Source organism: Chitinophaga sp. (genome assembly GCF_035761305.1).
Taxonomy (GTDB): domain Bacteria; phylum Bacteroidota; class Bacteroidia; order Chitinophagales; family Chitinophagaceae; genus Chitinophaga.
In genome coordinates, this window is the sequence record NZ_DASTRI010000284.1 from 16,124 (window position 1) to 31,138 (window position 15,015).

A 15,015-nucleotide genomic window follows, 5' to 3' on the forward strand; every position below is an offset into this window, starting at 1 on the left:
TCAATTATGGTTATTCCCAGAAATCATAATAGTTAAACCATTGCTCCGGGTACAGCCGCACTTTTTCTTCCATTACAGCCACAAAATCCTTTACGGCCTCCTGTACGCCCTGTTTCCGGCGGCCATGGTACTCCCGTGGCGGAGTAGCGTACAGGTGATAGTGGGTAGCAGACTCCTTAAATGCAAAAACCAGCGATACCGGTACACGGAAAGTGGCGGCCAGCAAAAAGGGCCCTGCCGGGAACCGTGCCTGGCTGCCGAGAAATGTTGCGGTTTCGGTTTTATTGCCCTCCAGGAAACGATCTGCATGCATACACACCAGCTCGTTATTACTCAGCGCGTCATTAATAGCGTAAATGTGCGATAAATCGTCCTTAATTACAATAACATTTACATTTCGCCCGCCGGTAACCGTGGAGAGATATGCTTTAATGCGTTCATGCTCGCCATCAAACATTACGATATTGATGGGACTTTCGAGCCGTTTAAACAGGTGGCCCGCTACCTCCCAATTACCCAGGTGGGCGCTTAGCAGCATGCCTCCGCGGCCCGCGGCTACCAGCTGCCGTAAATGATGCTCGCCCTCAAACTGAAAGGTGAATTTATTGGGAAGGCCGGCCATTACCACTACCTTATCAATCAGCGTTTGCCCGAATACGTAGTAATTACGGTACACACTCCGTAAAGAACGCCACCAGCCATACCCTATCCGGGTGCGAAAATACCGGAAGATGGGTTTTGATGAACTGTAGGAAAATAAAAAATAGTACCCTGCCACACATCTTAACAGCGCATAAGCCGGCCATATCCCCCCGTAACGTAAGATCTCAATGAAAATGCGGTAACCCAGCTTATTGCCTTTAGACTTCCCCTGCCACGATGGCATTATACCAGCTCTTTTGGTTTTAAACAACGGGCTACATAATCATAAAAATCCTGGAAGGTAACAATGCTTTGAAAATCTTCCGGGTTTACTTTAAACCCGAAATTGTTTTCGATTACAACAACCAGGTCAATATAGTCCAGGCTGTCCAGCTCCAGGGTGGTTTTGAGGTTAGCTTCAGGCGCAATTTTAGCGGGGTCTGCTTCAAACTCCTCAATCAGGAACGCATTTGTGGTCTGTATAATTTCTTTAATGTCCATAGTGTAACTAACTCTACCAGTATAGGTTGATTAAAAATAAAAGGTGAACGGTCGTCTATAAACCCAATTACAGTGATTAAATTGTACTCAAAGTTAATAATATATTATAAGTTATCACACAGGCTGTCAGGTGCAGATAAGGGGTTATGCCAATGCCAGGCTACACAATTTAGGCTGCAAGCAATTGATATACAATTATTTCCCCTCCCACTTCCGGACAATAAGGGACGAATTGGTCCCTCCAAACCCAAAGGAATTAGACAAAAATATATTAAAATCTTTATTAATGGTGCTGTCCACGATATTTAATCTGGCCGCATCCTCATCGGGGTTCTCCAGGTTAATATTCGGCGCTATAAACCCATGCTGCATCATGAGCATGGAGTAAACAATTTCACTGGCGCCTGCCATCCAGCATTCATGCCCGGTCATTGATTTGGTTGAGCTGATGTAGGGACGGGATTGCCCGAACACCTCATACAGCGCCCTGGCTTCACTGGCATCGCCGGCAGGGGTTGAAGTAGCGTGCGCATTGATGTACGTAATATCGCGCGGTTGCAGGCCGGCATCGTTCAGGGCTATCTGCAGCGACCTTACCGGGCCTTCTACCGTGGGGTTGGAGATATGCGCGCCATTGGAGGAAAAGCCATAGCCCAGCACCTCACCCAAAATAACCGCGCCCCTGCGTTGCGCCGATTCCAGGTTTTCCAGTATCACGGTGGCTGCACCGCCGCTGGGCACCAGCCCATCGCGGTCGCGGTCAAAGGGGCGGGAGGCTTTGGCAGGCTCCGACTCGCGGGTAGAAAAGGTGGCAATACCATCAAAGTTACCCATGGCATACACATTCACCTCCTGTGCGCCGCCGCAGATCACACAGTCCTGCATGCCGTTCTTGATAAACATATAGCCCAGGCCAATGGCGTGCGAGCCGCTTGCGCAGGCGGCGCTTACGCTGAAGTTAACGCCACGCAGCCTGAATATGGTGGCCAGGTTCATATTTACGGTAGAGTTCATGGTCTGGAATACAGAACCGGAACCTACCAGCATGGTGTCTTTCTTTTCACGGATCACATCCATGCTTTCTATTACGGCGCGGGCAGTGCTGTCGTTACCGAATAATAAACCTATATCTGTACGTTCAATATAATCGGGGCCTATTCCTGCCTGTGTCAGCGCTTCTACGGTGCTTACATACGCAAACTCCGCCTGCTCCGGCATGGTAAGCCTTGCACGGCGGTCAAGCTGGCCTTTCAGGTTGGGCCGCTCTACCGCGCCTGTAAGCGCAGAGCGGTAGCCAAAAGCTTTTCTCTCCGGGTCCATAACAATACCTGATTTACCCTGGTACAGCGCGTCCCGGACCTCTGCCTGGTTCTTGCCGATGCAGGAGTAAATTCCCATGCCCGTAATCACTACTCTGTTCATATTCAATTACGTATATAATCCACCGTTAACTGACAGCACTTCGCCGGTAATGTACCCGGATGCTTTGGAGGCAAAAAAGGCTACGGCTTCCGCCACTTCCGCTGCTGTTCCAAAACGGTTCATGGGTATTTGCGCGGCCAGCTCCTTTTCATTCAGCTCCGCCGTCATATCTGTTTTTATAAACCCGGGCGCTACGGCATTTACCGTTACCCCGCGTTTGGCCACTTCCTGGGCCAGCGCCTTGGTAGCGCCAATAACCCCTGCCTTGGCGGCGGAGTAGTTGGTTTGGCCCGGCAGCCCTTTTATACCGGAAAGCGACACAATGTTTATAATGCGCCCGTAACGTTTCAGCAGCATGCCGTTGAGCACCTGCTTGGTTACATAAAAAAAGCCATTCAGGCTGCTGTTCAACACATTATGCCATTGGGCGCTGTTCATCCAGAACAGCAGGTTATCTTCGCGGATGCCGGCATTGTTCACCAGCACCTTTACCTGTTTCTCTTTATTGTTCTCCAGCCAGGCGCCTAATACGGCCTGCACATCGGCCTCACTGCCTACATCAAACTGCAGCAGCTCGCCATCGCTGCCTTTGGCGCGCACGGCTTCCAGCGTTTCCTGCGCGGCAACGGCATTGCCTTTGTAATTAATAATTACATGATAGCCCAGCTCGGCCATCTTTATACATATTGCCCTGCCTATTCCTCTTGACCCGCCGGTTACTAAAGCACAATCCATGATCAATTACGAATTATTCAATTACTAAATGCGAAGCATTCATGAGCACCATTGAAAGTAATTATGAATGCGAATAATTACGAATTACAAAGCCTTTGCACACCGGCACATCTTTCCCGTTCCATCATCTGCACATCTGCATATTTGCACATCTGCACATCTACACATTTACCGGCACCTGCTGCACCAGGTATTCCTTGATCTTCTGCAGATCTTTATACCTGGGACTGTCCTCAATAAATTTAGGGAAAATAGCTCTTACTTCACTGTAAATGCGCTGTGAGAAAGAGGACAGCCTCTCCTGGCAACCCAGGTAATCTACTGCCTGCAGCATGGTCATTACCTGTATGGCCAGCACCTCAAAAGTATTTTCAATTACCTTGTTGGCCATGAGCGCCGCGTTGCAGCCCATGCTCACAATATCCTGGTTATCATTGTTATTGGGTATGCTGTGCACGTACATGGGGAACGACAGCGTTTGGTTTTCCGCTACAGTAGATGTAGCCGTAAACTGCACGCCCTGCATACCAAAATTAAAGCCCAGCTTACCCAGGTTCATGAACGGGGGGAACTTGTGGTTCAGCTTATCATTCATGAGGTAATTCAGCTGCCTTTCAGACAGCATGCTTAGCTTGGTGATGGCAATCTTCAGCTTATCCATTTCCAGCGAAATATAGTCGCCGTGGAAGTTACCGCCATGAAATACGTTCTGGTGATGATGGTCTACCACGGGGTTGTCGCTTACAGAGTTCAGCTCGTGCACCACAACTTTTTCTGCCTGCGCCAGCGTATCATACACCGGGCCCAGTATCTGGGGCACGCAGCGCAGGGAGTAGTATTCCTGCACCTTATCTTTAAATATCTCTTCTTCCAGCTCTTTATACAGGTGATCCGGGCGGTGGCGCACCATTTTACTGTCTTTCAGCACATCGCGCATTACGGCGGCCACACGGTTCTGCCCTTCGTGCTTTTTTACCACATTCAGCTCGTACGACAGGTGATCGTCAAACGCCTCTACAATTTCATTGATCATGGCCGAGAGAATGCAGCTCCAGCCCAGCAGCTTTTTAGCTTCTATGAGGTTTACCAGGCCAACGCCTGTCATGGCCGAAGTGCCGTTTATTACCGCCAGCCCTTCGCGGATATGCACTTTCATGGGCTGCAGGCCCAGGCGGGCAAATACTTCAGCTGCGGGCTGCTTTTCGCCTTCATACCATACTTCGCCTTCTCCTATCAGCACCAGCGCCAGGTGGGCCAGCTGTACCAGGTCGCCGCTGGCGCCTACCCCCCCATGCTCAAACACACAGGGATATACGTTTTTATTGATAAGGTCACGCAGCAGCTTTACCACATCCGGATGTATGCCGGAATGCGCCTGCATAAAGCTGCTCAGGCGCGCTATCATTAATCCTTTGGTTAACAGGGGCGGCATGCATTTACCGGCGCCCGAGCTGTGGCTGCGGATGAGGTTATACTGCAGCTGCAGGGTATCTGCTTCGGCTATACGGTATTGCGCCATGGGACCAAACCCTGTATTTATGCCATAGATCAGCTTTTTGGCTGAGAACTTTTGCAGGAACAAAAAATTCTCCTGTACCTGCTGTAAAGCCGCTTCTTCCAGCTCCAATGTTTCTTGCCCGAATAATATACGGTACACTTCGTCTAAGGAAAGCGCCTTACTTCCGACTAGGATCATTCTTTTAAATTAAATTATTTGTTATATGTAAAAACGCACAAAAATAATACAAAGCTGGAATTATCCTAAAAAATGTACATGACCCGCAGCGGGGCCGCGGTTCAGACAATTCCAGTAAACGGTGTAAAAATGCGATTATTCCCCCTCTTCCTCCCTTGGTACTGGTGTGTATACCAAAACTTTATCAATACGGTGAACATCCATATCCACGATCTCAAAGGTAAATCCTCTCCACTCAAATTTCTCACCCGTTTGGGGGATATGTTCCAGGTGGTGCAGTATAAAGCCGGCCAGGGTGTCAAACTCTTGTTCAAATTCCGCCATCCAGTCTTCCTTATCAAACTCGCTCAGGAAATCATAAAAGGGTATCTGCGCGTCTACCAGGTAGGAGCCGTCGTCGCGTTTGGTCATTTCATAATCATCCAGCTGCCCGGCATCCGGCATATCGCCTACAATGGCTTCCAGTATGTCGTTCAGGGTGATCATGCCCAGGAAAGTACCGTATTCATCCACAATAAAGGCGGCGTGTATCTGTGTTTCCTTGAATTTTTCCAGCACCTGGTAGGCGCTGTTGTTTTCCGGCACAAACAGGGGTTTGCGGATGATGGGCTTCAGCGCGTAGTTATTGCTGGCTGCCGCGCCGTACAGGTCTTTTATGGAGATAATGCCTTTTATGCTGTCTATCTGCCCTTCACATACCGGGTATACGGAGTGCAGGCTTTGGTTGATCTTGCGCTTAACGCTTTCTACCGACTCGTTAATGTCCAGCCATACAATATCCGTACGGTGAGTCATCAGGGAGGTAATGTTGCGGTCGCCCAGGTGAAACACCCGTTCAATGATCTCCTGCTCTGTTTCCTCAATAGCGCCGGAGGTGGTGCCTTCGCTGATCATGGCCTTAATTTCCTCTTCCGTTACCTGCTGGTCGGATTTTTTGAGGTTAAACACCTTTACAATCAGGTTGGTGGAAACGCTTAACAGGCTTATAAACGGAAAGGTGAGGCGCGATACCCAGGTCATGGGGCGGGCCACTGCCTTGGCAATAGCCTCCGGCCGGGCCATACCCAGGCGTTTGGGCACCAGCTCGCCCAGCACCAATGAAAAATAAGTGATCACAATTACAATGATACCGGTGGCAATGCCGTTGCTGTAGGGTTGTAACAGCTCTATACGCCCTACAAACGCCACCAGGTCGGACTTCAGCTTTTCGCCTGAGTAAATACCGGTTAAAATACCTATGAGGGTAATGCCAATTTGTACAGTAGAAAGAAACTTATCGGGGTTATTTGCCAGCTTCAGGGCCGCTTTTGCTTTCTCATCGCCTCTGTTGGCCTGGTGTTCCAGCCGGACCTTGCGCGCAGAAACCAGGGCGATCTCCGACATCGAGAACACGCCATTTAGTAAAATCAGGATGAGGATAATGACGACTTCCATGATAATATAAAGACTAAAAATAAAAAATTATTCAAATATTAAGGTAAGAAATGCCAAAACAATACCAGTTGCAAACGCCAGAATTTTGCGCTTGCTAAGCTCATGCCGCCGGGTGCCGCTTTCGTAGAAAATAGTGGTGGAGATATGTAAAAACGCACCGATCACCAGCGCGGTCAGGTATACCAACGACTTATTTACTACGGCAGAATGCAGGCCCAGCTGTTCGGCCAGTACAGCAGCCAGCGGGGTTACCAGGGAAAACGCCAGCAAAATGCCCCACAGGCGCTTTTTAGGCTGATGGGAGTGCATCATTACCGTCATGAGCGTTAAGGCTTCCGGCACTTTATGCGCGGCAATGCCCAGCGCCAGCGACGGCAGGGATGACTGGTCCTGGAACTGCAGGCCCATGGGAATACCTTCCATAAAAGCATGGATGGATAACCCTGCCAGCAACGGCACAACGGAAATATGGTGATGATGCTGCCCCTCTGCAGGCGGTAAGTGGGTATGCCCGTGTTCCATACCATGGGACAGCTGTTGCAGGAACACCTGCAGAAAAAAGCCTAACGACACATATACCCCGGCAGTATGGCCCAGCCCTTCATACACTTCCGGCAACAGGTGCATAATGGTAATGCCGAACAGGAAGGCCCCGGTAAATGCCAGCAGGTAAATAGGCAGGTTAGGATGCAGCCGCTTTACAGTTATGGGAATAATTCCGCCACCAATAGTAGCTGCCAGTATTATTATCAAATAGCTCCAGTTCATGTTAGATCTGCCTCCAGTCTGATACGGCGTTGAAAAAAGCTGCTGCTTAAAAGTCCTATCATAGTACCCAGTATTGCACCACCCATTACATCCACCGGGTTATGCACTCCTACGTACACCTGCGCATATGCTATTGCAAATGCCCACACATAAAACAGCCAGGCGTATTGCTGAAATGCCTGTTTTAAAGTTATGAAACAAAATGTTCCCAGCGCAAAGTGATTGGCGGCATGGTTAGAGGTAAAGCTGCCGCTGCTGGGGCAGTAGCTTACCAGCACCCGTACAAAATGCTGCAGCAGCGGATCGCGGCAGGGGCGCAGGCGGCCTACGGCGTCTTTAATAAAGCTGCTGGTTTGGTCGGCAATGCCAAAGGAAACAATGAACAGCACTATCCAGAAAAAACCGCGCCACCGGTAATTAATGGTTACAAACAACGCCAGGAACAGGTATAACGGCGCCCATACATAGGGCTCCCTTATCCACGGCATCAGGGCATCCAGCCAGGGCTGCTGCCATTTGTTGTTGATATGGAAAAACAATCTCAGATCCTGACGTAACAACCATTCTAACATAAAAACTTCGTTTTTATAATTACGAATTATTTAATTACGAATTGGGCGGTGTGCTTACGGTAAAGTAGCGCATGTTGTGATTCGCATTTCGTAATTAAATAACCCGTAGTTCTCATTTTTTTTCTCCTATCAGTATCATTCTGTGCGAGCGCTGTTCGTTATAGGCGTTAAAATGATAATCGCCGAAAACGTCTGTTATACGCAGGCCCTGCCGGTCAAACATTGCTTCAAAATCTGCCAGGGTAAAGGCATGTACGCTTTCCGTAAAAGTAGTGCGCACCATTTTTTCCCGGTCCAGTATATTGATCTCTTTCAGAAAGCAGTTGTCGTGCATTTCCCGTTTAATGTCAAACACCACCCCATCCAGCTCCTTTACCTCACTGGGCACCAGGTGCGCCGCTACATAAGGGCTGTTCAGGTAATCGAGCACCAGCCGGCCGCCGTGTTTAAGCGCATTTTTGAAAGTGCGCAGGGCATTGTCGTTATCCCGCTGCGTATCAAAATATCCAAAGCTGGTAAAGAAATTGAACACCACATCAAAGTAGTTAATACGGAAAGGGAGGCGCATATCATGCTGAAAAAAGCTGAGGTGATCGTTCTCCAGCTTTTTCGCGGTGTTAATACTGTCGATAGACAGGTCTATACCGGTAACCGTAAATCCTTTATCGGCCAGGTATTTCGCATGGCGTCCGCGCCCGCAGCCTGCATCCAGCATGAGCGCATTGGGTAGCGGCTGCAGGTAAGCCAGCAGCTTATCAATGAACATGGCAGCTTCCTTTTCATCCCGGTTGCTGTATAACAGGTGATAATACGGAGAGTTAAACCAATCTTTAAACCACTGCTTTTCTGCTTTCATATAAAAATCAGCTACCGGCTGCAAGCCTTTAGCTGTTAGCGGTCTGCTAACAGCTATTTTTTGTTATTAAACATCAAATATCGGGCGCTTTCATAAAACCCGTGCGTTAAATTATTGAGCGCACGGGCAGTATCTGCATGTTGCGCCTGTACGTCTTTCAGGGCATCGCCTTTCAGATCATACAAGGCGGTTTTGCCTGAGCCGTTGTTCACCTCAAACAAATACTGATCTCCTATTACGGCTGTGCAGAATTGCAGGTTCTTAATATAGGAAATAAAAGCGTAACGGCTGGTATAAGTTGTGTCCAGCAGGTCTACTCCCAGGGTGTAGTTCTTAAAAGGCACTCCTGCCAGCTTAGCTACGGTAGGGTACACATCCAGCAGGCTGCCGGCGCGGGTAACCTCCTGCGGCGCTACCTGGCCGGGCGCATACAGGATGCAGGGCACATGCTCTCCGCCGGTGCCCAGCTCATATTCGGGGAAGGGCATAAAGTGGTAAGGATTAAGGGTACAGTTATGATCCCCGAAGAAAACAAAAATTGTATTATCCAGGTAGCCGCCTTCCCTGGCCAGCTGTACCAGGTGGCCTATGTTATAGTCCAGGTAGCGCAGCGCATTAAACTGGTCAATGGATATAAAACCTGCCTGTTTGAACTTGTTCATGTCTATATCCTTTTCCGTTACCCGCTTAAAATCACCGGCGCCGCTGGTAGTGGTAAAGGGCGCGTGGTTATCGGCGGTTTGCAGGAAAGCAATGAAGGGCTGCCCGCGCCGGTGCGCATCTTTAAAAATGGCGCTGGACTCTGTGATCAAATCATAGTCGGAAACACCCCATACATCGGCCTTGGAGGCTTTGTAATAGCCCTCTTCATATATTTTAATACCCTCCACATTGTTGCTGAATATGGCGCGGATATTGGCCCAGTTGGTATTACCGCCTAACAGGTAATATTTTTCATAGCCGGCAAACTGCGACAGGATAATGCGCTGGTCAACCATTTGCGGGTGGCGGCTGGCGGTTTTTACGCGTGTTATATCCGGCAGGCCGGTGGTAACGCCGTATACGGTTTTAGCGGTGCTAACGGCCGGCACGTAAAAGTTGCGGAACAGGATGCCGCTGTCGGCCAGCTTTTTCATGTTGGGTGTTGCCTGCATGGGATTATTGAACATGCTGGTAACTGCCGCGCCGGTGGACTCCATCATGACCAGCACAATATTGGGCCTGGGCTTGTTTACACCGGGCACCGTGCGCACGTAGCTCAGCTTTTGCGCATCCGGCGTATCAACCCGCAGGTATTGGGCCATATAAGGGTAATACTCGCGGGTTTTTTGTATATCGTAGGTATCGCCTTTTACCGTAAAATTGGATATGAAATACAGCACCGGGTTCAGAGCCAGGCTGGTAATGCCGTTATCACGGGTAAACATGGCCTGGCTCCAGCGCAGGGGAAAGTAGGCAAAGTTGCCGTAAATGCCGGCGGCGAACAGCAGCACCAGTACGCTGATCCATGCTGCATAGCGGCCTTTGCGGATCACCGATGGCTGTTGCCGGGCATAGCGGCGGTAGGTATATACCAGCAGCCGGCACACCAAAAACAGGAATAGGGCAATGCCGGTAAGGCCTCTTACAACAGGATAGCTTTGCCATACCATGCGCGCATTATCAGCCCGCTCCCCGGATGCCAGGAAACGCGTAACGGAAGGGTCCAGCCGCAGCCCCAGGTAAGCATAGTGGCCCAGGTCCAGCACATACAGCAGCGTTAATACCAGGTACACCAGGAACAGGTACCCCAGCTGTATACGCCGCAGCACAGGCGACGTAAAAAAGCGGTTACGCGCAATAACCGCCAACAGGGCCAGTGGAATAATGATGATAAGGGTAAGGCGCAGGTCGAATTTAAGTCCCAGGTACCAGGCTTTGGCAATAATGCCGCTATCTGTAACAGCTGATTTAAAAAAGAAGAGGTAAAATATCAGGCGAAAGAGGGCCGTGAATAAAAACAGGTAAAATGTTTGAACAAGCACATACCGAATATACCGGGGTATATTCTTCCAAAAGTACTTCATGTAAACCGTAAGCGTTTATGTATTAATAAGCCTATTTATTATTAAAAAATTCCAAGCGTAGCTGCAAATATAGTTTATTTTAATGGTCCGCCGCTATGGTTATTCCCCATACTGGTAAGTTGAACATACAATGCGGCGGCGCATGTAAACAGCAGCATGCCCGGTGTTTTTAACGCTTTACTACGCTTATAATACGCTTTTACCGGCAATGGCGAACGCTTTTACTACGGGGCGCGAACGCTTTTACCCGCAGTTGCGCAGGGGTTGCTGCAGGGAGAGATAAGGTAAGCGGCAGGACGTAAGGCACAAAGCAGGCAGGGTAGCATGTAAGCATACCATGCAGGGCGCAGGAAATGGAATGCGAAGTATGCTGCCGGCAAATTAGAATTTTCTTGCTGCCGGATTTTTTTATCTTTGCCTTCCTTAAAATTGAAATTGTGGCACTGATCAAATCGATATCCGGCATTCGTGGCACCATTGGCGGCCGCCCCGGCGAAGGACTTTCTCCCCTTGATGTAGTGAAATTTACCGCAGCATACGGCACATGGTTAACCAAACAGCACCCTGACAATAAAAAAGTTGTAATAGGGCGCGATGGCCGTATATCCGGTGAAATGGTGAAAAACCTGGTAGTATCTACCCTGAACGGCCTTGGCCTGGATGTGGTAGATCTTGGTTTATCCACTACTCCCACCGTTGAGATTGCTGTAAAGATGGAACAGGCAGCCGGCGGCATTATTATCACCGCCAGCCATAACCCCAAGGAATGGAATGCGCTGAAGCTGCTGAACAGCGACGGTGAATTTATTTCCGGGGCCGATGGTAACGCGTTGCTGGATATAGCGGAACGGGAAGATTTCAATTTTGCAGATGTGAATAAGCTGGGCACTTATGAGCAGAACGACACCTACCTTCAAAAGCATATAGACCTGGTAGTGAACTATCCGCTGGTAGATGTAGCCGCCATCCGCGAACGTGATTTTAAGGTAGTGGTAGATGCGGTAAACTCTACCGGCGCCATTTTTATACCTGCCCTGTTAAAAGCTTTGGGCGTAAGCCAGGTAGAAGTGCTGTTTGATGAGGTGAACGGCCGTTTTAGCCACAACCCCGAGCCGCTGCCGGAAAACCTTACCGCCCTTTCCAATGAGGTAAACCGTTCCAACGCCGACCTGGGCATTGCTGTAGACCCGGATGTAGACCGGCTTTGCTTTGTATGTGAAGACGGCAGCATGTTTGGCGAAGAATATACCCTGGTGGCCGTAGCCGATTATGTGCTAAGCAAAAGAAAAGGCAACACGGTTTCCAACCTTTCCTCTACCCAGGCGTTAAAGGATGTTACGCTGAAGCATGGCGGCGAGTACCACCCCTCTGCCGTTGGTGAAGTGAACGTGGTAAAGAAAATGAAAGAGGTGAATGCCGTAATAGGCGGCGAAGGTAACGGCGGCATCATAGTGCCCGACCTGCACTATGGCCGCGATGCGCTTATTGGCATAGGCCTGTTCCTGAGCCATATGGCGCATAGCAAAAAGAACCTGAAGAACCTGCGCAACAGCTACCCTGATTACTTTATATCCAAGAACAAAATTGAGCTGGACAAAGGCGTGGATGTAAAGACCATCTTTGAAAAAATAAAGGGTAAATACAAGAACCAGCCGGCCAATACAGAAGACGGGCTGAAGATAGAGTTTGAAAAAGACTGGGTGCACCTGCGCACCTCCAACACCGAACCCATTATCCGTATTTACGCAGAAAGCCAGTTTGAAACCACGGCCGATAACATAGCCCGCCGTATTATGCAGGATATAAAAGAGTTTATGCATTAGCCAGCCGGCGCATGGCCAACCACCTGTTGCCGGTAAACCGGCTCCCGGTCGGTCTTTCATGCGCCCTGGTTTATTTATTGAAATTTTTCGGACATTTGTGGCGCTTTAAAGGCGCCTTTTTTTATTATCAAAAACCACCATCCACACCTTGAAAAGAATTTACTTTGACAATGCAGCTACCACGCCGCTTGATAAAGCGGTGCTGGATGCCATGTTGCCGTACATGACAGAACATTTCGGCAACCCGTCTTCTATTTACTCTTACGGGCGGGAAGCCCGGCTGGGTATAGAAAATGCGCGTAAAACCGTGGCTAAGATCCTGAATGCGCACCCCGGAGAGATCTTCTTTACCTCCGGCGGTACGGAAAGCAGCAATACGGCTATTAATGCCGCCATCCACGACCTGGGCTGCCGCCACATTATTACCTCAGAATTAGAGCACCACGCCACCCTGCACACCGTGGCGCACATGCACAAGTGCCAGGGCATCCGCCTTTCCTATGTGAAGCTGCTGCCCAACGGGCACATTGACATGGAACACCTGCGCGCGCTGCTGGCCGGCTCCGCTGAAAAATGCCTGGTAACGCTAATGCACGCCAACAACGAAATAGGTAACCTGCTGGATATACACGCTGTTGGCAACCTGTGCATGGAGTTCAACGCTATTTTCCATTCCGACACGGTGCAAACCGTAGGGCACTACCCGTTTGACCTGCGCAGCACGCCGGTGCATTTTATTAACGGCGCAGGGCATAAGTTCCACGGCCCTAAAGGCGTTGGTATTTTGTACATTAATGAGAACGTAAAAATCACCCCCTTTATCCAGGGTGGCGCGCAGGAGCGCAATATGCGCGCAGGAACAGAAAACCTGTATGGCATTGTTGGCTTTGCCAAAGCCCTGGAGCTGGCCACCACGCACTATGAAGCGCACAGCCAATATATTAACGGCCTGCGCATGTACATGGCGGATCAGCTGCAGCAGCACATACCCGGCGTATGCTTTAACGGCGATCTTTACGGACGAAGCCTGTATACCGTGTTGAACGCGTCTTTCCCGAAATCTGAAAAGAGCGAAATGATATTGTTTAACCTGGATATTAACGGTATCTGCGCCTCCGGCGGCAGCGCGTGCACCTCCGGCGCAGATGCGGGCTCGCACGTAATACGCGCGCTGAACGGCGATCCCAACCGCGTTAGCGTACGTTTTTCCTTTTCCAAAAACAATACAAAAGAAGAAGTGGACCAGGTGGTGGAAAAGCTGAAAGAGCTGGTATAAGTAATTGATTTATATGTAAAACATCCCGGTAAATTTGCCGGGATGTTTTTTTTGTTCGGAAAGAAATATTATTTTTTGGTGGTCTGTTACAATTGAAAGTCGCTCTCTGAGCGTGGCAGGGTACCCTGCTTAGGTTGCTGATTGGCCTTTTTTATTGCCGGTGCATATCAACCCATGCCAGTATCTTCTGCAGATAATCATGTGAAACCTGCTTCCCGTTATCAATACTTGTTAAGTAGTGATTGCAGCCCACACAAGGCTCATAGGTCAAATTTGTTTTTCCCAATCTTATAAAATCCAGTAAAACATAGTCAAGGCCGTAAACAGGGGAACTGGTATCATCAGTTGCTGCAACCATATAAATGGGTATGGTTAGTTTCCGTAGCTGCTCAAAGGGCGCAACAGCACAAAAACTTGCCCAGCGTTTATATGAATGCCCGTCAAACGCTTTGTTAGTAGCCGTGGGATTTTTATAAATATCCGCAATGTTTTTGAAGCTGGCATTAATGCTGTCTTGCGCCTGCCTGGATGTTATTTCTCCCTTTGCGGCTTTTATCCGCCATCCGGCAATATTGTCATAGAACTGATTAAGTCCGCTGCCTGCAATTGTAACTACGTGAGTAATCCGTTTGTCTTCAACAGCTAAGGCGGGAACCACCTGCCCTCCTTCAGAATAGCCGTAGGCAACAATCTTTGTATGATCCCAAAAATGATTTTTCACCAGGTAGCTGATAACTTTCCTCGTAGCTTCCACTCGCCACTGCAAGCTTAACCGCCGGGTGTATTCATCTGAAACCTTATAGCCTGCTATTAACTTATGCAGATCATATTCTTTTGCGCTTTGCAGTGTAGTAATCGTATCACAAAAGGGAGTACCGGGTTTGTCGAGGATGATATAGTGATATTTTTCCTTTGTTTTGGCCGTAATGTTTGGATCGAAGGTGTTTGATACCGCCCCAAAACCTTTGCCGTTTATATAAATACATAATGGCAATCCACCGCTTCCATTAATATCAATAAACAGGGGCGCTTTTTTAAACAGCCCCATGGTATCAACATAGAAATTGATACGCCCCAGTTTATTGTCATTTATTGAAAAAGCCTTTAAGCCGTAATCAGCGGGACGTGTTGGCTGGGCGCCCACGCCCATTCCCCAAAGCAACAGAACAGGCAGCAGTAAGTATTTCATTGCGGTGAATATAGGTTTTTTGCGTAAATTTAAAT

The 15,015-nt window shown here is 49.1% G+C and carries 13 protein-coding genes; 2 read left to right on the forward strand and 11 right to left on the reverse strand.

The genetic code is table 11. The features are described 5' to 3' along the window. Positions 1-10: 10 nt before the first annotated feature. The 10 genes from VFS25_RS23880 to VFS25_RS23925 all read right to left on the reverse strand — a co-directional run bounded on the left by VFS25_RS23880 (position 11) and on the right by VFS25_RS23925 (position 10,692). Positions 11-886 (reverse strand): lipid A biosynthesis acyltransferase, encoded by an 876-nt coding sequence (locus VFS25_RS23880; RefSeq protein ID WP_326464699.1) that lies wholly within the window; start codon positions 884-886, stop codon positions 11-13. Further along, positions 886-1,143 carry an acyl carrier protein gene (locus VFS25_RS23885; protein ID WP_326464700.1) on the reverse strand — a complete coding sequence of 86 codons (258 nt, stop codon included), beginning with the start codon at positions 1,141-1,143 and terminating at the stop codon, positions 886-888. Before VFS25_RS23885 ends, VFS25_RS23880 begins: the two co-directional genes overlap by 1 nt. Before the next feature lie 195 nt (positions 1,144-1,338). Beyond that, positions 1,339-2,565: a beta-ketoacyl-[acyl-carrier-protein] synthase family protein gene (locus tag VFS25_RS23890; protein ID WP_326464701.1), complete on the reverse strand. Its 1,227-nt coding sequence runs from the start codon at positions 2,563-2,565 to the stop codon at positions 1,339-1,341. A 6-nt stretch (positions 2,566-2,571) separates the two neighbouring features. Further along, on the reverse strand, positions 2,572-3,300 hold the full coding sequence (gene fabG / locus VFS25_RS23895; protein ID WP_326464702.1) for a 3-oxoacyl-ACP reductase FabG: 729 nt from the start codon (positions 3,298-3,300) through the stop codon (positions 2,572-2,574). Between the two features lie 160 nt (positions 3,301-3,460). Further along, positions 3,461-4,996: an aromatic amino acid ammonia-lyase gene (locus tag VFS25_RS23900; RefSeq protein WP_326464703.1), complete on the reverse strand. Its 1,536-nt coding sequence runs from the start codon at positions 4,994-4,996 to the stop codon at positions 3,461-3,463. 135 nt (positions 4,997-5,131) lie between these two features. Further along, positions 5,132-6,430, reverse strand: a complete 1,299-nt coding sequence (locus VFS25_RS23905; RefSeq protein ID WP_326464704.1) for a hemolysin family protein — start codon at positions 6,428-6,430, stop codon at positions 5,132-5,134. 27 nt (positions 6,431-6,457) lie between these two features. Continuing rightward, on the reverse strand, positions 6,458-7,198 hold the full coding sequence (locus tag VFS25_RS23910; RefSeq protein WP_326464705.1) for a ZIP family metal transporter: 741 nt from the start codon (positions 7,196-7,198) through the stop codon (positions 6,458-6,460). Then, a complete protein-coding gene (locus VFS25_RS23915; protein ID WP_326464706.1) occupies positions 7,195-7,770 on the reverse strand; it encodes a phosphatase PAP2 family protein in 576 nt (191 codons plus the stop codon). Before VFS25_RS23915 ends, VFS25_RS23910 begins: the two co-directional genes overlap by 4 nt. Positions 7,771-7,882: 112 nt before the next feature. Continuing rightward, positions 7,883-8,626, reverse strand: a complete 744-nt coding sequence (locus tag VFS25_RS23920) for a class I SAM-dependent methyltransferase (RefSeq protein WP_326464707.1) — start codon at positions 8,624-8,626, stop codon at positions 7,883-7,885. Between the two features lie 53 nt (positions 8,627-8,679). Next, complete coding sequence (locus VFS25_RS23925) at positions 8,680-10,692, reverse strand: LTA synthase family protein (protein WP_326464708.1); 2,013 nt, start codon at positions 10,690-10,692, stop codon at positions 8,680-8,682. A 437-nt stretch (positions 10,693-11,129) separates the two neighbouring features. Between VFS25_RS23925 and glmM the strand changes: the two genes are divergently transcribed. Both glmM and VFS25_RS23935 read left to right on the forward strand, forming a co-directional pair. Then, a complete protein-coding gene (glmM, locus tag VFS25_RS23930) occupies positions 11,130-12,515 on the forward strand; it encodes a phosphoglucosamine mutase (RefSeq protein WP_326464709.1) in 1,386 nt (461 codons plus the stop codon). A gap of 148 nt (positions 12,516-12,663) precedes the next feature. Beyond that, positions 12,664-13,791 (forward strand): cysteine desulfurase family protein, encoded by a 1,128-nt coding sequence (locus tag VFS25_RS23935; protein WP_326464710.1) that lies wholly within the window; start codon positions 12,664-12,666, stop codon positions 13,789-13,791. A gap of 151 nt (positions 13,792-13,942) precedes the next feature. Here VFS25_RS23935 and VFS25_RS23940 read toward each other — a convergent pair whose 3' ends face one another. Beyond that, positions 13,943-14,980, reverse strand: a complete 1,038-nt coding sequence (locus VFS25_RS23940) for a hypothetical protein (RefSeq protein ID WP_326464711.1) — start codon at positions 14,978-14,980, stop codon at positions 13,943-13,945. Positions 14,981-15,015: the final 35 nt, after the last annotated feature.

Excerpts from the sequence above, each read along its gene's own strand:
- VFS25_RS23880 (WP_326464699.1), bottom strand. The coding sequence starts at position 886 with ATGCCATCGTGGCAGGGGAAGTCTAAAGGCAATAAGCTGGGTTACCGC.
- VFS25_RS23885 (WP_326464700.1), bottom strand. The coding sequence starts at position 1,143 with ATGGACATTAAAGAAATTATACAGACCACAAATGCGTTCCTGATTGAG.
- VFS25_RS23890 (WP_326464701.1), bottom strand. The coding sequence starts at position 2,565 with ATGAACAGAGTAGTGATTACGGGCATGGGAATTTACTCCTGCATCGGC.
- fabG (WP_326464702.1), bottom strand. The coding sequence starts at position 3,300 with ATGGATTGTGCTTTAGTAACCGGCGGGTCAAGAGGAATAGGCAGGGCA.
- VFS25_RS23900 (WP_326464703.1), bottom strand. The coding sequence starts at position 4,996 with ATGATCCTAGTCGGAAGTAAGGCGCTTTCCTTAGACGAAGTGTACCGT.
- VFS25_RS23905 (WP_326464704.1), bottom strand. The coding sequence starts at position 6,430 with ATGGAAGTCGTCATTATCCTCATCCTGATTTTACTAAATGGCGTGTTC.
- VFS25_RS23910 (WP_326464705.1), bottom strand. The coding sequence starts at position 7,198 with ATGAACTGGAGCTATTTGATAATAATACTGGCAGCTACTATTGGTGGC.
- VFS25_RS23915 (WP_326464706.1), bottom strand. The coding sequence starts at position 7,770 with ATGTTAGAATGGTTGTTACGTCAGGATCTGAGATTGTTTTTCCATATC.
- VFS25_RS23920 (WP_326464707.1), bottom strand. The coding sequence starts at position 8,626 with ATGAAAGCAGAAAAGCAGTGGTTTAAAGATTGGTTTAACTCTCCGTAT.
- VFS25_RS23925 (WP_326464708.1), bottom strand. The coding sequence starts at position 10,692 with ATGAAGTACTTTTGGAAGAATATACCCCGGTATATTCGGTATGTGCTT.
- VFS25_RS23940 (WP_326464711.1), bottom strand. The coding sequence starts at position 14,980 with ATGAAATACTTACTGCTGCCTGTTCTGTTGCTTTGGGGAATGGGCGTG.